The organism is Acinetobacter dispersus (assembly GCF_009884975.1).
Classification (GTDB): Bacteria; Pseudomonadota; Gammaproteobacteria; order Pseudomonadales; family Moraxellaceae; genus Acinetobacter; species Acinetobacter dispersus.
Genome location: NZ_CP041970.1, coordinates 3193453 through 3212853, shown reverse-complemented (window position 1 = coordinate 3212853; position 19401 = coordinate 3193453). Strand labels below are relative to the sequence as shown.

Annotated in this window: 14 protein-coding genes; 6 read left to right on the top strand and 8 right to left on the bottom strand. The window is 41.0% G+C overall.

The genetic code is table 11. The annotated features are described in order from the left end of the window. Nucleotides 1-246: 246 nt before the first annotated feature. Both parE and FPL17_RS14760 read right to left on the bottom strand, forming a co-directional pair. Complete coding sequence (gene parE, locus FPL17_RS14765; RefSeq protein WP_005185954.1) at nucleotides 247-2130, bottom strand: DNA topoisomerase IV subunit B; 1884 nt, start codon at nucleotides 2128-2130, stop codon at nucleotides 247-249. Nucleotides 2131-2144: 14 nt separating this feature from the next. Beyond that, entirely contained in the window at nucleotides 2145-2735 is a 591-nt protein-coding gene (locus FPL17_RS14760; RefSeq protein WP_159885823.1) for a YqiA/YcfP family alpha/beta fold hydrolase, read from the bottom strand. Between the two features lie 262 nt (nucleotides 2736-2997). Between FPL17_RS14760 and FPL17_RS14755 the strand changes: the two genes are divergently transcribed. Further along, nucleotides 2998-4344 (top strand): PGAP1-like alpha/beta domain-containing protein, encoded by a 1347-nt coding sequence (locus tag FPL17_RS14755; RefSeq protein WP_005185964.1) that lies wholly within the window; start codon nucleotides 2998-3000, stop codon nucleotides 4342-4344. Between the two features lie 77 nt (nucleotides 4345-4421). On the opposite strand, the gene FPL17_RS14750 is transcribed toward FPL17_RS14755, so the two are convergent. The 6 genes from FPL17_RS14750 to gshA form a co-directional block, all read right to left on the bottom strand. Continuing rightward, nucleotides 4422-4967, bottom strand: a complete 546-nt coding sequence (locus tag FPL17_RS14750) for a hypothetical protein (protein WP_159885821.1) — start codon at nucleotides 4965-4967, stop codon at nucleotides 4422-4424. Between the two features lie 259 nt (nucleotides 4968-5226). Then, nucleotides 5227-5928, bottom strand: coding sequence for a hypothetical protein (locus tag FPL17_RS14745; RefSeq protein ID WP_159885819.1), 702 nt, complete (start codon nucleotides 5926-5928; stop codon nucleotides 5227-5229). A gap of 13 nt (nucleotides 5929-5941) precedes the next feature. Beyond that, on the bottom strand, nucleotides 5942-7996 hold the full coding sequence (locus tag FPL17_RS14740) for a peptidoglycan DD-metalloendopeptidase family protein (RefSeq protein ID WP_159885817.1): 2055 nt from the start codon (nucleotides 7994-7996) through the stop codon (nucleotides 5942-5944). A 10-nt stretch (nucleotides 7997-8006) separates the two neighbouring features. Next, nucleotides 8007-11333 (bottom strand): type VI secretion system Vgr family protein, encoded by a 3327-nt coding sequence (locus FPL17_RS14735; protein ID WP_159885815.1) that lies wholly within the window; start codon nucleotides 11331-11333, stop codon nucleotides 8007-8009. A 176-nt stretch (nucleotides 11334-11509) separates the two neighbouring features. Further along, the gene (locus FPL17_RS14730) at nucleotides 11510-12016 is read right to left on the bottom strand and encodes a disulfide bond formation protein B (RefSeq protein WP_159885813.1); all 507 of its coding nucleotides are present in this window, start codon (nucleotides 12014-12016) and stop codon (nucleotides 11510-11512) included. Nucleotides 12017-12034: 18 nt separating this feature from the next. After that, nucleotides 12035-13609 (bottom strand): glutamate--cysteine ligase, encoded by a 1575-nt coding sequence (gene gshA, locus FPL17_RS14725; protein ID WP_159885811.1) that lies wholly within the window; start codon nucleotides 13607-13609, stop codon nucleotides 12035-12037. A 227-nt stretch (nucleotides 13610-13836) separates the two neighbouring features. Between gshA and FPL17_RS14720 the strand changes: the two genes are divergently transcribed. The 5 genes from FPL17_RS14720 (at nucleotide 13837) to FPL17_RS14700 (ending at nucleotide 19159) form a co-directional block, all read left to right on the top strand. After that, entirely contained in the window at nucleotides 13837-14376 is a 540-nt protein-coding gene (locus tag FPL17_RS14720) for a DUF924 family protein (RefSeq protein WP_159885809.1), read from the top strand. A gap of 36 nt (nucleotides 14377-14412) precedes the next feature. Further along, nucleotides 14413-14970: a CC0125/CC1285 family lipoprotein gene (locus FPL17_RS14715; RefSeq protein ID WP_005185999.1), complete on the top strand. Its 558-nt coding sequence runs from the start codon at nucleotides 14413-14415 to the stop codon at nucleotides 14968-14970. Nucleotides 14971-14987: 17 nt separating this feature from the next. After that, nucleotides 14988-16295 (top strand): DUF445 domain-containing protein, encoded by a 1308-nt coding sequence (locus FPL17_RS14710; protein ID WP_033132724.1) that lies wholly within the window; start codon nucleotides 14988-14990, stop codon nucleotides 16293-16295. A gap of 244 nt (nucleotides 16296-16539) precedes the next feature. Further along, entirely contained in the window at nucleotides 16540-17694 is a 1155-nt protein-coding gene (locus tag FPL17_RS14705; protein WP_159885807.1) for a pyridoxal phosphate-dependent aminotransferase, read from the top strand. Nucleotides 17695-17791: 97 nt separating this feature from the next. Further along, nucleotides 17792-19159, top strand: coding sequence for an MATE family efflux transporter (locus FPL17_RS14700; RefSeq protein ID WP_159885805.1), 1368 nt, complete (start codon nucleotides 17792-17794; stop codon nucleotides 19157-19159). Nucleotides 19160-19401 lie beyond the last annotated feature (242 nt).

The window sequence follows — 19401 nt, the reverse complement described above, 5'->3', positions numbered from 1 at the left end:
CATCAATAATTGTGATTTTTACTGGGTGGAGTTATTCAATTTCTGTGCCAACACAGCAAGCTATTGTTTTTAATTAATTTAAATAAAATTTAAGCTTTAATTCTCTCATCTTGTATACAACATTGCATACAAAAAATACGTGCTGACCTAAAATGATGCAAATTTGTTCAGCGTAGATATCCAAACTTCAAGCAAAGAAAAAGCCAAGCGAATGCTTGGCTTTAATCCAACAATGAGACAAAGGACTTAAACAGTAATATCCGCTAAATTACCCTTTTGTTCTAACCAGTGCTTACGGTCGGCTGAACGCTTTTTCGCCAGTAATTTATCCAATAAACCTGCGGTTAAATGTGCATCATCCAAGTCCAATTGCACCAAACGACGTGTATTCGGATCCATGGTGGTTTCACGCAATTGACTGGCATTCATCTCACCCAAACCTTTAAATCGAGTGATCTGAGGATTTTTATTGCCTTTGACCTTTTTCAGAATGCTTTCAAGCTCATCATCATCCAAGGCATAGTACACCTCTTTACCAATATCAATACGATAAAGTGGTGGCATAGCTACGAATAGATGACCTTCCTCAACCAAAGTCGGGAAATGTTTCACGAATAAAGCGCATAATAAGGTTGCGATATGCAGACCATCCGAATCCGCATCGGCAAGGATACAGATCTTGCCATAACGCAGTTCAGACAGATCATCACTGCCTGGATCGACCCCAATTGCGATGGCAATATCATGCACTTCTTGAGAAGCCAAAACTTCGTCCGAAGAGACTTCCCAAGTATTCAGGATTTTTCCACGAATCGGCATAATCGCTTGGAAATTCTTGTCACGCGCCTGTTTGGCACTACCGCCCGCAGAATCCCCTTCGACAATAAACAGCTCACTGTCCTCACGGGTTAAACCGACACAGTCTGCCAGTTTTCCAGGCAGTGCTGGACCTGCGACAATCTTTTTACGTTCTACTTTTTTTGCTGCTTTAAGACGACGTCCTGCTTTCGCAATCGCCATTTCAGCCAGTTGTGTCGCAATCTCCGCATGCTGATTCAGCCATAAAGCAAACGCATCTTTGGCGATGTTCAGCACAATATTAGAGGCTTCACGACTGGATAAACGTTCTTTGGTTTGCCCAGAAAATTGTGGCTCTTGGAATTTCAACGATAGAATAAAGTTTACGCCATCCCAAACATCTTCCGCAGAGAGCTTCATATTACGCGGCAATAAATTGCGTAATTCACAAAATTCGCGTAAAGCCTCAGTCACACCTGAACGCAGACCATTGACATGGGTACCGCCTTGCGCGGTTGGAATCAAGTTGACATAGCTTTCCTGAATTTGCTCGCCACCTTCAACATTCCAGCAAATCGCAAATTCACACGCTGCGCGGTCCGCTTGTCCGCTACTGACAAAAGCAGGATCTGGCAAGATTTCTCGATCTTGCAGTTCATCCATTAAATAGTCGACCAGACCATTTTCAAACTGCCATTCAATCTTTTCGTTATTGATTTTATCGTCATAAATAATTTTTAAGCCCGCCGCTAAAACAGCCTTGGCTTTTAAATTATGTTTTAGCGCCTTAAGTGCAAATTTAGGACTATCAAAATATTTAGTTTCAGGCCAGAAACGTACTGTGGTGCCTGTTGCGCGCTTAGCGACCTTACCTTCTAAAACCGACAAAGGTGCAACTGGCTCGCCTTGTTCAAAGGCCATTTGATACAGATTACCTTGACGCTGTACTGCCACTTCAACACGGGTCGATAAGGCATTGACCACCGAAATCCCAACGCCATGCAAACCACCAGAGAACTGATAGTTATCGGTACTGAATTTTCCCCCTGCGTGCAGCTTGGTCAAAATAATTTCAATACCACTTTGTCCATATTCTGGGTGAATATCGACTGGCATTCCGCGTCCATTATCTTCGACTGACAATGAACCATCTTCATACACCGTGACACAAATCTGGTTGGCGTGACCTGCAAGCGCTTCATCGACTGCATTATCAATCACCTCTTGCGCCAAATGGTTTGGACGTGAAGTGTCGGTATACATACCCGGTCGACGACGCACTGGATCTAAACCAGAAAGAACTTCAAGAGATTGTGCCGTGTATTGTGTCACTTGGTCTGACTTCCTTATTGGATGGCTGCCGATAAAAATTCGAGAACTAAAGGTAATTTTTCTTCAAAATCATCCATTGCATGATTACCATCTGCGTCGGTTAAAATCAATGAGGATGGATGAACTGCACTATAATAGCGTTGAGCTTCACGATAATCCAAAACTTCGTCGCCTTGTTGCAAAAGCACTAGAATTTTATCAGCATGAACGAGCTTCGTGTCAGCAATCGATTGTAATTGCTGCAGTTGATTGGCATCAAGTGTCCATGATGCAGTGACTTTGAGTGGAATTTGTTCAACCCCAAATAAATCTTCGAATAATTGCCATGGTCGCATAGCAGGGTTAATCAATACAGCAGCACAGCCATATTTTGCGACAAGATATGTCGCATAGAAACCACCAAGGCTGCTGCCAACCAAAACCACTTTCTCCTGTGATAAATTTTCGATAAGCTGAGAGAGTTGTTCGAGTACTTGATTGGGTGATTGGTTTAAATCGGGTAAATGCACCTGTATCGCATCATGCTGTGCACAATATTGTTGCAACTGCTGCCCTTTTATCGACATCTGACTGCTTCGAAAACCATGTAAGTAGATAATTTGCATACGCACCAAAATAGGCAATGACTTGACATAAAGTGAAATAAATCACATTATTTTGATTAATAGTTAAACAAATAACAATATAAATTACATTTAAGCTGGATATTGTCGGACACAAAAAACGATACTGTACTCCGTTCATCAGTATTCTAAAAAAATTACGTATGAAAGACATAAGATGTAAGCGTTTGTTGTAGTTTATCTAAACAATATTCAGAAAAAATACTTCAAACCTTCGGTATATATCAAGGATGGGGAAATCAAAATGCCAAGTTTAACACCTCTGCATGAAACCTATTGTAAGTGGGATCGCACGCCCCCGAGTCAGGCAGATGTTTTGGAAGGTTTGGCACAGCTGGTCAGTACCAGCCTTAGTGGCGTACATGAGCTGATCCAAGTGGTACAAACTGAGGTATTAAGGACAACGCTCGGTTTAAGTGCACAAAAAGCCAAACAATTACAAAAGCACCCACAACTGCAAAAGTTTTATCAGTTTTCTTATGTCGCCCTACAAAAATATGGCAGTCATTTTCTTGCGCCCAATTTACGTCGCATTATTGAAAAATTTCCAGTTTTGCATGACAAGCCTTTAACGCCAACCCTACATTTTGTGGTCGGTGCGTTGAATGGAATTTTCGGTGATTTCTTTTTAAAGCAACACAATCCAATGGCTTTGCCAATGGTTCTTTATGATCACTACGGTTCTTTACAGCAAGGCGAACTAACAGGCCGTGTGGTGATTCTTGCCCATGGTTTATGTATGAACCATTTGACCTGGTCTAATCATCGTTATGGTGGTATTGGTGAGCGTTTGCTCGCGCAACGTGATAACAACACCATGCTGTATTTGAACTACAACACTGGACGCCGAATTTCAGCGAATGGTCGTAGTTTTGCCAATACCTTAGAGGATTTGGTGCAACGTAATCCGCGTATCACCAGTATCGATCTGATCGGACACAGTATGGGTGGTTTGGTTTCGCGTAGTGCCCTGTTTTATGGCAAACAAAATCTGTATCAATGGGTGCATATGGTCGAGAATCTGGTTTGTATCGGTTCGCCACATCATGGTGCAGTACTTGAACGTTTTGGTTTTGTCTTACAGGACAAACTCGGTGGATTTCCATTTATCAACCTACTTGGTCAGTTGGTGAATGTTCGCAGTAACGGCATACTCGATCTACGTTATGGCAGTGTCCGTGATGATGACTGGGAACATAATGATGCGCGTATTGGTTTTGCCGACGACAATCGTAAACCTGCACCACTACCGTCCCATATCAATACCTTTTTGATCGCAGGAACCTTAGAGTTCGAGAAATTGCGTAATAAAGCCCTGTCTGTGATTGGGGATTATCTGGTCAGTGTGAAGAGTGCTTTAGGTGAACATCAAAATCCACGTTTTCAGCTGAAATTGCCAGACACCCATAAAGCAGTTTTCTATGGGCTGAATCATTTTGAAATTCAGTATCACTCCAGTGTCGCTGAGCAGATTACGCGCTGGTTATATCCAGATGCTAAAGAAAAAGTTGAAGCTGGTGTACAAACCCATATGATCAATGTACCCCATAACTATACCTTTGATGATTTAGAAGGCATTGTTGAGACCTAAACGATAAAAGCTCAGTTAGGTTCTAGCTGAGCTTTTTAGTCAAAGGCTGCAACAAGCTCAAAAATCTATAAATATCTTTATTTAACAAAGTCACCCTGTTCATTTAACTTCAGTTTTAAATCTTTCTCATTTTCTTTATATAAAATCTCATAGTATTGATTAATTTCAATATTTTTAGATGCATCTAAGGTAATGGCTTTAACCGAACCCAATTTATTCACAGAAGTCAGATTGATTTCTAGGTGCCCACTTTCACTTGAAAAAGGTGAGGCAATTAATAGAACACCATCGCTTGTTTTTGGAAAAATGACTGAATCAACATAGCTTGGGTTAATAAACTTATAAACTTTAATCAGACTCGTGCTATCGATTAAATTGATTGGACCACAATTCAGTTTTTGTGCCGACAAAATACAGTTGAGATGTGCATTTGAGTTATAAGGAAGCGAAGTGATCAAGAAACCATCATAATTTTTTAACTTTTCAGAATTTGATGAAGCTTTTTGTGTTTGGCTTTGATGAGAAATTTCATGTTTCTTTTCTGAAGTAGCGCTACAGGAAGACGTTAAGATGCTTAGGCAAACTAAGCTTAGAATATAAGTATATTTATAGGGTGAAATCATAATAAATCCCATTAAAATCAACCACAATGGCCATAATTTAATCTTTTTCTTGGTTAAGCAATTCACCGGCTTAGGTACGTAATCATCAGGTGTCTCAACTTGAGGATAAATTAAATAGTTATAATAATTTATTCATGATACACATTTAAAAAATTGACTTTAAAAAAACACGATAAACACATAGTTTCATCCTTACTATTTATATTAATTATCATTCTAGGGTTTAGGTATTAAATAAAACCCTAGAATCCAATTTTAGTTATTTAATTTCTTTTTCAGCTGCTAAAACACCTGTAGTTTCGCAACCTAAGATTGATGAAATACATTTTAGATTAACATTAAGAGTAATTTTGAATGGGGAGGTTTTTCCATCTTTATAAGTTTTAACATTTGCAAGATACGTATACTGCCCTTTCTTAGCATCATATGTTACCTGATCACCAATTAGTAGATCTGTTTTCTCATTACCATCGTCACTGTTAGAGAGTATTACTGGTATTTCGGTAAAATTATTATTTCTTATATTATATAAGTAAGTTGTGACCTGAAATTTTTTAAAAGGAACTCTAACGTAATCAACAGTACTAATTTCTTTCATTCTAAAAGCAACAATATCTTTATCATGATATAGCAAAGTAAAATCAACATTAGACTTCAAAGGGGCTGTTGTTTCAAATACATTATATACATCTTTTCCATTTAAAACTTGAACCCCATATTTCTTTAATGTGTAGTTAATATTTTTCTTTGTTTTATCAACATTACCAAAATCTGTTAGTTTTATTTTCAAACTAGGACTAATAACAGAATATTTATTATATGTGTCTATATATTCCACAGGTGATTTTACTTGGGTAGAATCTTGTAAATAATCACTCCAAGAAGAATTTTCTTTTGCATAACAAACATTAAAAGAAAAACCACAGGCGATTATCATTGCAAAAGTGTTCATAAATTTCATAAAAACCTCAAAATCAATACGGTAAATTCGCATTTATAAATGGTATAGGGTCAATCCTGCCATCCAATCCAACGCCTAATAAAGGAGCGCTCCTTGCTTCAAAATGAAGATGAGCACCATTGGAAATTGCCGTCATCTTATTCGCATTGCCAGTTGAACCTGTCTTTCCAATTTCCTCTCCAGTATCCACTGGATCATCTTTATCCACATTAATATCTGACAAATGAGCGTAAAAAAAGTAGACATATTGATTTTTTGTAAGTTTACTTTGAGCATATTTTTTTTGTTTTTCCGCTAAATCATTTATATCAACCCTTAAAACAATAACTTTACCATACGCACCACCAGAGTCCTTAGCAAAAACAATCACCCCTCCACAGACAGCATATATTTTTGTGCCGGGATTAGCCTGTAAGTCAACGCCTTGGTGATTTTTGGTTCCATTATTTCTTACTTTACCAAAGGTTGCGCCTTTTGCGTTAGCTAAGCCAGCTGTCCGCAACTTACAATCAAGTAAAGGATTATGCCAGCCTTCATCCCCTCCCACAGTTTTCTCATCACTTTGAACTTGAGGTTTATTGCTCTCACTCTTTGGTGCTGATTGTTGAGTATTAGTAGTTTGTGTCGCTACTGGTGAGGTTACTTTTTGCTCTTTAGAAATAGGGGATGGTACTGATTGTCCTTTTAATAGCTTAATTGTTTCCTCCATGCTTAGGTTTATTCCCGAAGTTTTACTCTTATCAACGACATACTGATAAATATTGATGTGCCCATCAATATAATTTCTTAGCCACGCTCCATAAGCTGCTTTCGCATCACCTTTATACCTTTTTAAGAATTCTTCAGCCTGTTTAGTGCCATTTTTACCAAATTGAATAAACAATAGTTTCTTAGCTCGTTCTGAGCTTAAAGTATTTAAGACAAAATTCTTTCCTCCTGAAGCCCCCTCATGGTGTAACAAATAAGCAAACTTTGCCATTGAACTTGGCTCACTTAAATTCTGATAAGGAAGACCAGAAGTTTTAAAATTACTAACAGCATACGCAGCGGCAGCATCAATTGCCATTTCTGCATTGAACCTCAAATCTAATTTTTGCTCTTTAGTTAATTTTGGATTATTTTTTACATATTGCCCAACTAATGAACTCCTATCATTACACATAGCGAGCCATGTTCCATCTAAGAATTGAGTCAACCCAGCAGCAGAACTAGAATTCGCTTTACTATTAACATTCCACTCCCCTGTTTTTTTTATTTTTGCTGCTTCGGCATCGATAACAGCTGCTAATGAATGTGCAGTAAAACCATGTCGCTTAGCAGCGCTCACAATATAAGCTCTATATTTATTATTAACTGGCTTTAATAAAAAATTATCTTCTGTAAATTGTGCAGCAATTATATGTGTACTATTACCAGCATCAGTTCGTTTCTGCTCTTGTCTTTCTTCAGGTAATTGATTTTTTTCTTTAGATGCTGCTCTTTGGGGCTGATGAGGTTTTTTTGTACTCGATAGACTTTCCAGTGCTGAAGAAACTCCATCGATTATCGGCTTTCCGGCCCTTTTTAAATTATTTTTAATTTCAGATACAGTCTCGTTAAGTAAGCCTTCTTTTACATAATGTGATCCTTCGACTTTAATTTTTCTTGAAGTTAGTTTTAATACTTTCCGGCCTAAGGGAAGCGTTTTATGGTCAGCAATTAAATCAAAGCTGCCATTTATATTTTTGAAGAATACTTTTATCCCCTTAGAATGGTCTTCTATTCCTATATCATCAAATATGCCATTAGTTGTATTCTTTATAATTTTCTTGCCATCAAAATCCAATTGAATTGTAGCTTTTAAGATTGGTTTAAAAGAAAGATCCATTAAAACTATTTTTAATTGGGTTTCATATTTATGGCCGCTACTAGATTCATCTTTTAAATGAATTTTCTGCCCTATTTTTAAGTTATGAATCATTCTGCCTGATAATGAGTTAATTCTCGCAAGCTCTTTTACTGTAATACGATGTTTTCTTGAGATTCCCCAAAGAGTATCACCAGATTTAACTATATAAACATTTGACATATAGACTTACCTATTGTTCCAAATCTTTTTTTTCAGCTTGCAAACCATGCTCACCAATTTCAAATTCATCGTCATTTTCTTCTTGGTATTTATCCTCATCATCAAAGATACTTGACCATTCATCAAAACCAATCAATGCTTCGTATCGTTTTGATTCTTCTTGCATTGATAAATTGCTTTTTCCTGTTGAATTCGTCACCCCTTCCCAAATAATTTCTTTTTTATCTGGCTCATACATCTGTATTTTTGCATTTTCTATCCCCGTACCGGCTAAACTTGAGAATAAGAAATCAACAGCATACGGTCCTATTTTGGGTAATTCAGGAACCTCATATGAAACTTTAGCCCCACTCACAAACAAATGCTGACCAGCCTTACTCTCAAACTTACCACCTGTGGTTGAAAACACCCCGTTGGCATTGATCTTCAACTGAGAACCACCCGCTGTTAGTACAATCTCTTTAGGACTGGTGATTTCAATCTTATCTTCAGTTGAAATCAGTTTAATCACCTTCTTGGCAATCGCTTCAATCGCATCATCCTGCGCCTGCAGCTCCAATTTCCCTTTTGCTGCATACGCCCTAAAGCCCTTTTGTGCAGCAAACAAACTGATCTTGCCCTGTGCATGCCCAATAATATTCTTCTGTGCACTCAAATTAATTGAACCACTGGCACTCTCGGCAATATCCTGAGAGGCCTGTAAGATAATATTTTCAGGCGTGGTTAATGCAATCCCATTCGGCGATGCCAACAACATCAGCGCCTGTCTGAAAATCTTGCCTTGCTCTTGCTGTTTGGCATTCGAACTGCTTTCCAAACCTTGGGTATAGCCCTCCATAAAGCCCTGTAACGAACTCAATGCTTTGGACGGGGTAATTTCTAACTTGCTGCCTTTACTATAGGTTCCGCAGGCACTCATCAGCTCAAAATCTTTAATATTGACATTGGCCAAAACGTTGCCGACTTCTTTAATACTTTCGAACGGGTTTTGCTGAATCTGATCTTTAATACTGGCAAGCTTGCCTTTGACAATATCAGCGCTATGCTGTTCTACGTTTTCAATGAACTCTTTCAGATTTTCAACCGCATCTTTGGCATCACTAAAGAACGCATTAAACTCATCTACCGCACCTTTGGCATTGCCGCCGAGGGCACCAATATCCTCAATAAAACCACCACAATCCTTTAAAGCATGAATCGGATCATTACTCATCCCTTCTTTAAATAGATTTAAAGTGCTATCCAGTGCTTGTCCCGTGGTTTTAAGCTCCAATGACTGAATAAACTTCGGTAAACGGTTAATCACATTCAGCGCATCTGTCTGTTGCTTTGCAGCCACTTCACTGAGCATTTTCATGCTGTCATAGCCCTGTGACAACAATGATTGCGCTTGCGCAGCTTCCAGATGATCAGCAATCGCCTGTTCTTGGGCATAGGTACTGATCAGCATACCTTTGCCTGCCCGCACAGCACCCCAAGCATCCGTTCTGAGCTCGAAGCCCTCACCACGACCGTTGCTGGTTTCCTGCACTTTAGGGTGACTTAAATTACCTAAATTCAGCTGTGTTGCAGCATGACTACTTTGCAACTGAGTACTGATTTGCCCTGTTGTATCATCGAAGCGTAACTGGTTAAAACCACTCCCATTGACCTCCTGACTGCGGATACCACTGAGTTTTTTAGTGTCGGGAAGCTGCCCTTTGACATCGAACTTGGCTGGAGAACGTTGTGCTTCATGGATTCGCCCTATCACAAAAGGACGGTCGATATTGCCATCAAAGAAGTCGATAACGACGACTTCGCCAATACGTGGTAAGAAACGTGCACCATAACCTTCCCCCGCCCAAGGCGTGAGGACATCCACCCATGCTGAATCGGTGTCATTGTCATTGCTGCCTGCACCGCCATCATGTGCATGATCATCACTACGGGTAAACAGAAAACGGACCTTGATCCGTCCCCACTCATCCACATAAATATTTTCCCCTTCGGGCCCCACTACTTTGGCGCGTTGCGGATAGGCAATCGGACGATGCAACTCTGGATCATATTCAGGGGTGATCTTGATCTGACGGCGAATCAAGGTCAGTTCATTACCCTGACGCTCTGCATCGTCATAGCCGTGTTGATCCCAGCGGCTCTGGCTGAGCAGTTGACTTACCTGTTGCTGTAAATCTTTCGGTAAATTATTTTGATTATAGAAATTCTTGGCAATAATCAGGAACTCTTGATCGGCCCCTGCATGCTGATCAATTTCAGGATGTTCCCTGAGATTAAACCAATAACCAACTTGGCTATCGCGCACGGTACTGTACGCCTTAAAATACTTGGCTTGACTGGCATACATGTCATTGAATTGCTGATTCAGTTTTTCTAACTGACTGCCGCCTGAAACCGTGGCTTGGTCTTCACCCTTTAAGTCTTGCATCCAAGCTGGACTGATATGCCATGCCTGCTCAAGGCTTAAACTGGCAGAGTCGAAACTGTCCGAATGGTTATGGCTGGTAACGACTGAACCTGCACCTTCTTCTTGTGCCAAGGCATCGGGCTGCCAACGTTGCAGATGCACCGCAGTCGGCTGCAAGCTACGCACCGCCACAAAACTGGTCATGCTGTCTTGGAATTCAGTGGCACTGCTACGATGATAACGAATACTCCGTCGAGCCAAAGCTTGATATTGACTATTATCATCAATCAATCTTAGCTTCTGTGCTTTGACAGGGGTACTTGAATGCGGCACAAAAAGCTCAGCTTCATCAATCAGCCAGCTAATGCCTTCACTCCGCCATAAACGTGTGAGAAAAGAATAGTCAGATTCATTATGCCCCATCACAAATGGGCGTATATCATAATGCTGACTTAAGCCATTCAGATCAAGACTCAAACTTGCTGCAAAAAGTGGACTTCTCTCTTGCCATTCTTTGAACAAAACTTCGGTGATTTCCACAATAGTTTTATTCATAAAAACACGGCTATTACGGCGCTTCTGCCATAAATAGGTCGCATCGTTTACAGTCAGCTTATATAGAGTTAATGCACCATCACTTTGTCCATAACTGGCCTCAGTCACAATCCCTGTGGTGCGAAACAGTTGCCCTGAATCGGTGATCTGATCAACTGCAACCTGAGTCCCAATAAATTGTTTTAAGGGAATTTGGGCATTGGTCGAAAGACAAATCAGCTCTGCTTCCAAACCCACATTGAGTTGATGCTGGCCTTGTATGCGTTGTAAAAAAACTTGATTATTCAGTAGATTATTAGAAAATTGTACGTGGATGGCACGTTTGTGTGCATTTAGCCCTATTTTTTCTAATACATTAAATATATTAAAAAGCATTTTTTATAATCAGATTGTACGGGGAATCGGCTGAACTTTACAAAAAACAGACCTATCTGTCCACAAAAAAAGCCTTTAAGCAACAAAATGGCACAACTTGTTTAGTTATTGAGAATAATAAAACCCGAAACATGCATTCACATTTCGGGTTTTAAAATATTATGAAAACTGTTCTATTATTTTGGAGAAATACTATAGTTTCTAAACAGCTGCCATAAGCAAATTAATAAAATCAAACTAAAATAAACAAGGGACCACACTGGCAATGATTGTCCGAGGAAAGTCCAATCAACCGCGGCACATTCACCTGAACCCGAAAGCACTTCTTGCAATACGGTTTTCATCGGTAAAGCATCAACCAAATAATCTAAACCGGGTCCACAACTCGGCACTTTATCAGGCGGTAGGCTTTGCAACCAAACATGGCGGGCAGCAACACCAACAGACCAGCCAATTGATAAAGTTGCCAAAAATGCATAAAAGCGTTTGAAACCACTTGAAACTGGATTATGGATAAATGCGACAAGTGCAATTAAACCCATTCCAATCAAGCCAAGGCGTTGGAAAATACAGAGTGGACAAGGATCCAAACCCTGCACATGTTCTAAATACAACGCAAATGAGATACCAATAATGCTGGTCAGTACAAGCAATGCACTAACTAAGCGGTAATTCCATCGCATGGGAAGTCCTCTAAAATTTTAACGATATTGTGCAAGATATTGTTCAAAACTCATGTCGTTATCTTGTTCAAGTTGCGCCTGTTTTTGCAACGAAGTTTGCGCCAATTGTTCAAAATAGTGTTTGCGTTCTTCACTCAATGGATGCTGGTTATAATGATCAATATGTTGCTGTGCCATGACACTACCAAAATTCCATGTACCACCATGTTGCAAAGTGTCTGCAATCACATGTGCTGAAGGCGTGTTTTCGACATGATCTAAGCGTTGTTGCATCACCTGAATCGCATCACGATACAGCTGAGTATCATCCATTTGATCGAGGATATTGGCACAGGCTTGAATTGCAGTTAAATGGTTTTGTGCCCAGTCTTTCAACGAAACCGAGCGATCTCCCTCTTCGATCTTGGCATCAGCTGCACGACCACGATTGACCACTTCAGTTTGGTTCCGATCAATCTGTTCTTGTTCTTCAGCAAAGAGATCTGGACTGTCTTTGAGTAGGCAGTACAAGGCTAAACTCTCAAGGAAACCTGCCGAAATTTCATCAATCCCGATTGCGCTATACGGATTCACATCCACTGCACGCAATTCGACATAACCAACGCCACGATTTTTTAAGGCTTGTGACGGTGTTTCACCCGCTTGTGGGACCTGTTTCGGACGCACCAGACTGTAATATTCATTTTCAATCTGTAGCACATGATCATTAATCTGAATTGGCTCGCCCTGTTCATCATTTAAACCGAGCTGAGTGAATTCTGGATATGGGGTATGCACAGCTTTTTGTAAGCCATCGAGATAATCATGCAGGTCGTTATAATGAATTCCTAACTCTTTTTGTGCTGAGTTTTGATAGCCCAAACGCCCCATCCGCAGTGCAGTCGCTTCAGGTAAATATAAAGTGCCTTTGACTAGTGGTTGTAAATGATGCTGACGACCTGTCAGGAAGCAACGACACACCGATGGACTCGCGCCCAACATATACATCACCAAAGGAATCAGACGAATAAAATTACGGATCAAGCCAAAATAACGGTGACTACGATAATCTTGCAGACTGAGCTGCTTTAACTCTGGATTGCTTTCATGCTGCTGCAAAACAGCAAACAGTTGTTCTGGAAAAGATAAATTATAATGAACGCCTGAAATAGTTTGCATACGGCGACCATAACGTACGCCTAAACCACGACGGTATAAGGTTTTAAAGCGACCAATATTGGAACTACCATATTGCGCCAGTTTAATATTTTCTTCGTTATCATCCAGCATACATGGCATCGACAAAGGCCAGAGTTTCTCACCCTCTTCAAGCTGCTGATGCACGACACTATGGATATCACTCAACTCATTTAAAGCGGCAGCAATAGTCGTTTGTGGCGTGGTAATAAACTCCATCAATGCTTCTGAATAATCGGTGGTGATATGCGGATGTGTGAGTGCTGAACCTAAAGCAATTGGGTGATTTTGTTGTGATAAGAATCCATTGCTTTGCATGCGTAGGCTTTCACGCTCAATACCGCGTAACATCCCCTTTAATAGCGAGGCATCTACCCAAGTTGGTATCACAGAGGAAGTAAGGCTGGGTTGATTCATATTCTATGCTCGCTTATTCAAGATCAGTCGACCAAATTCATGGTAGCGACTTCGTCGACTCTACAGACATAATGAAAATGCCAATCCCTTCGACTCAGCCAATTATAACGACAATTACGATCTAGTCATCTGATTTAGTTTGGCAATTTTTATCACAATCTTGTTACATAAGACACGCTGAAATTGTGATTTTATTGAAAAATAAATCTTCCAATGGATACTCGCCCATGCAAGCGCAGGACATTCTTAATTTTTGGTTTGACCCCGATCATCGTGCACTTTGGTTTGCCAAAAGTGATGATTTTGATGCGAAAATTCGCGCATCATTTGCAGATATTCATCATCAGGCAGCTCAGGCAGAGCTGTGGTCATGGCGTCAAACACCTGAAGGTCGTTTGGCTGAAATCATTGTCCTCGATCAGTTCTCACGAAATTTATATCGAGATCAGGCACAGGCCTTTGCCTATGACAGTTTAGCTTTGACCCTGTCGCAAGAGGCGATTAGCTTACAACTGGATGCACAACTCAGTCCAGAACAGCGTTCATTCTTATATATGCCTTTTATGCATAGTGAATCTAAGCTCATACATGAGTTTGCACTAAAACTGTTCCAACGTTTAGGCAATGAAATTAACCTAAACTTTGAGAAAAAGCATAAAGTGATCATTGATCGTTTTGGGCGTTATCCGCATCGCAATGCAATTTTAGGCCGTAGCTCAAGCGCAGAAGAACTGGAATTTTTAACTCAACCCAATAGCAGTTTCTAAGTCGATCTCCCTCGACACTGAATAAAGGAATGGCATATGAAAGCTTTATTAATATGCACCCCGCTCCTTGTCGCATTGACATTTGCAGGATGTGCAACGGTTCCTTCCAAACCCAGAACCTTTGACCAACTCGGTCAGTTCACCGCTTATCCGTTAAATAACAAAACTTACCGCGTTGGTTTCCAAGCAGATAACAATTTGAGTTATGGTACGGCTGAGGAAATCACTCTACTTAAAGCAGCGCAAACCACGGTCAAAAATGGGTTCCGTTATTTTAGTGTGGTGGACGATCCAAGCAATGCCCGTCATAAAGCACCTCGTCAGGCGGTAATTTATCCGACACCATCTTATTATCCTTATGGTTATTATCGTCGTCATCCTGCCTTTTGGCCGGATCCATTCTACGATACTCCACAAGTGGTCAATATTGATCCAATTCAAGTGTCGTATACTATCGAGTGCTTTAAGACGCAACAGCAATCACCAGATGCCTTTGATGCACAGCTGATTTTACAATCCTTAGGGCCTAAATATGGCTTGAGTCCAACAGGAGAAGTGTTGCAGCCACCTGCACCGCCTCAAAACAAAAAGTAAATTAAAAGGATGGCTCAATGAGTTCAGTCGAAGAAATCCACGTCCCAAGCTTACAGAGAAGTAAATACTTCGCCACCATGGCACTGATTATTGCAGTGGTGTCATGGGTCGCTTTAATGGTCGCGGCACATTTTCTCCCTGAATATAAATGGCTTATCCATATTTTTATGCTCGGTGCAGAAGCTGGTGTAGTCGGTGGCTTAGCCGATTGGTATGCGGTCACAGTCTTATTCCGCAATCCTTTCGGTAGAATGCCACTGCCCAAACTGTTGCGTGATCACACTGAAATTATTCCACGCAATAAGGCCCGCATTGCCGAATCAATGGGACGCTTTGTACAGGAAAATTTCTTATCACCACAAATTGTGGAACGTAGCTTACAAAATGCCGATATCAGTTTGGCGGTAGGTCAGTGGCTGGCTAATCCTAAGAACAATCAGCATGTGGTGCAGATGATCCAGCACACTGTGCCGAGAATTTTTGAATTTGTCAGCCAAGATCAGATTGCCCACTTTGTGCAAAATAATAGTGTGCAATGGGTCAGAAGTACCAAGGTCAATAAACTGGCCAGTGAAATGCTGCGTGCCGTGCTGGAAAATGATTTCCATCAAGATGTGTTGCAGCGTGGACTAGATCTCGCACATGAATGGATGGTGTCTCATCCTGAAGAAGCACGTGATTTGTCACGTAAATTATTCCAAGAATTAGGCGTTTGGAAACTGGCTAAAGGTGCAAGCTGGATCGGTATTGATGTACAACAAAGGACTATTGATTCCTTAATCGAAAAAGTTGAATCGATGCTAGCCAATCCTGACCATCCTTGGCGACAGGACATTGAAGCGACCACGCATTCACTGATGCTACAACTGGCAGAAACAGACAGTGAAGCCAGCCAACGTTTAAATCGTGGTAAAGATGCCTTGCTCGATAGCCCACAAGTGCTGAACTTTATCAGTGGTGCTGTGGCGATTTTATGTGATGCCATCAAAACTGATTTAATGCAGGAAGATTCAGGCATTGCCACCAATTTACAAGCAGCGATACAGCAGCTCGGTGAAAGCCTGATTCAGAATGAAAAAGTCCGTCAGGTACTGAATGAAAAAATGGTCGGTTTAGCCACCAACTTCAGTGAGCAATATAGCGACAAGATCATTCGTTATATCAGTGAGCGTATTCATGAATGGGATTCGCGTGAAATGATTGCCAAAATCGAAAGTGAAGTTGGCGGTGATTTGCATATGATCCGCGTCAACGGTGTGATTGTCGGTGCGTTTATTGGTTTAGCACTCGGTGTGATTCGTGCCATTGTTGAAAATGTTTTGTAAATAAATCAAATCGTAAAGTTCTCTAGCTCAATTTAAGTTGGAATCAACTATCGTGACGGCGGCATGGATGCCGCCCGTAGTGCTGCGGCCTCAAGGATGGGCCGTCAGCACTACAAAGGATTTTGTTACTTTTCATCCTTGAAAAGTAAAACATGCCTATGCAAATTACATATAATTTCTCACAGCATGCGAGGCTATGCAGAGTCATCGTAAAAAAGAAATTAGATATTAAAAAGGACATCCGATGTTGCAACTTCAGTCAAAACTCCCAAGCCAAGGTATCACCATTTTTAGTGTCATGACTGAACTCGCACAACGACTCAATGCCCTGAACCTGTCTCAAGGTTTCCCCGATTTTCCTGCGCCACCAGTATTGCTCGAAGCCCTCAGCCAAGCCACACTTTCAGGCTATAACCAATATCCTGCGGGTGATGGTGTACTAGCCTTAAGACAACAACTGGCGACGCAATTCTTAGCACGCGATCAACTGCAACTCGATCCAGTCACTGAAATCACCATTACCCCTGGTGCAACTATTGCAATTTTCTGCGCCATTCAAGCCTGTATCCATGCAGGCGATGAAGTGATTATTTTCGATCCAAGCTATGACAGCTATGCCCCTGCGGTTCAGTTAGCAGGTGGAAAATCAGTACATATCCATTTAGATGCACCAAGTTTTCAGGTGAATTGGCAAAAGGTCAAAGACAGTATCAATGCCAACACTCGCATGATTATTGTCAACACCCCACACAATCCAACAGGGGCAATTTGGTCAGAACAGGATTGGCGTCAGTTGATTGATTTGATTCAAGATAAAAATATCGTGGTACTCTCCGATGAAGTCTATGAACATCTGATTTTTGATGGGCACAAACACCATAGTGCACTGCAATTCCCAGAATTACGTGAACGCAGTTTCGTGATTGGTTCTTTCGGCAAAACCTATCATGTCACAGGCTGGAAAACCGGCTATTGTGTTGCTGCGCCACAACTTATGCGCCTGTTCCGCCAGATCTATCAATTTGCCAATTTCTGTGGCACCACCCCGTGCCAGATTGCACTTGCCAACTATATGCAACAACACCCTGAGCATATTCAAGAATTGCCAAGTTTTTATCAGGCGAAACGTGATCTGTTCAATGCCCAAATTCAAAATTCACGTTTCGACTTCATCCCATCTCAAGGCACTTATTTCCAAAATCTGGATTACAGTGCTATTCGTCCTGATCTTAATGATATCGAGATGTGCCAATTCCTTGCGGAGCAACATAAAATTGTGGCCATTCCAATTTCGGTGTTCTACCAACAAGCACCAGCATCATTACGCTTAATTCGTTTTTGCTTTGCCAAAACCGATCAAACACTGCAACGCGCAGGTGAAATCCTCGTACAATGTTGATCAACAAAAAGAAACTGAACCCTCATCTTCAACACAATTGATCATGTTATGTTGAAAAAAATACAATCGTTTCAGGATGAAGCGTGAAGGAAACTGAATGACACCACGCCAACCCTTGGTCATGCAACCGAACCTCTGGAAAACCTTTTTTGTGTTTCTAGTGCCGCTGATTGCCACCAATATTTTACAAAATCTGTCAGGAACCATTAATACCATCTTTGTCGGTCAAATGATGGGTGTGAATGCAATTGCCGCTGTATCGGTATTCTTCCCCATCCTGTTCTTTTTACTGGCTTTTGTGATCGGGATTTCCGCAGGCTCCACGGTGCTGATTGGGCAGGCATGGGGTGCGCAGAATCTGGAAAAAGTCCGTTCCGTGATTGGCTCCACCGTATTTATGACCTTGATCGGCGGCAGCATTATTGCGATCTTGGGTCTGATCTTCGCCAAACATATTTTGGAGTTGCTGGGTACTGATCCTAAAGTGATGCACCTGTCCTTGCCTTATGTGCAATGGATGTTGGTGGGCAGCCCCTTACTGTTCGTCTATATAATTTATACCTCGATCTTGCGTGGGGTCGGTGATAGTGTGACACCACTGATTGCACTGAGCCTCACTAGCTTGATTGGTTTGGGCGTAACCCCCGTTTTACTGAAAGGTTATTTTGGTTTTCCGGCTTTAGGTATTGTTGCCCCTGCGATTGCAACCATTATCGGTTATGCCGCGGTGCTGATTTTCTTAGCAATTTATCTAAACTATAAAAATCACCCACTGAAAATTGATGGGCTATTGCTGCAACATATTCGCCATGATGCTGAGCTGAGTAAATTAATTTTAAAACTCGGTATTCCAACAGGGATTCAAATGGTCACCACTTCCTTAGCGGGTTTGGTGATTATTGGCTTGATTAACCATTATGGTGCACATGCCACCGCAGCTTATGGCGCAGTCAATCAGGTACTGAATTATATTCAATTTCCAGCCTTGTCGATTTCGATTGCCGCTTCAATTTTTGCTGCACAAGCGATTGGTGCAGGTAAGCCTGATTTATTGGCCAAAGTCACCCGTACCGCTTTAGGTATGAATTTCTTATTTACCGGTAGTTTGATTGCCTTGGCTTATTTGTTCTCAAAATATCTGATGGCACTGTTTATTACCGATCACAGCGTAATTGAGCTGGGTCAGCAACTGTTATTTATCGTGTTATGGTCGATTCTATTCTTTGGTGCCAGTGCTATTTTTGCATCGATTATGCGTGCCAGTGGTGCGGTCAATATCCCAATGCTCATCAATATTTTCACAATTGTTCTGATCGAAGTGCCATGCGCGTATTGGTTTAGTTCATTGTGGGGTTTAACCGGCATCTGGATTGCCTATGCGCTATCCTTTGTTTGTCTATGTCTGTTCCAAGCCTTTTATTATCAATTCTTTTGGAAAAAGACCAAGATTAAAGTCCTTATTTAACCTGAGCGCGAGGCTAAATATGGTACTCGGAAACGTCATCTACAACCTGCGAGGTGTAAACAAAATAATGTTTTTGCGATATATTTTAATAAATCCAAGAATAGAACAGGTTTTGTAGATGACCATGGTTTTGCCTACTTTTGCCAAAACAAAAGTAGGGCGAGCCGCAGGCTGATCCTAAAATTGGGTGAGAACATGGCAAGATTCCACCAAGCTAATCATTTTCAATAGGTTAGAGAGGA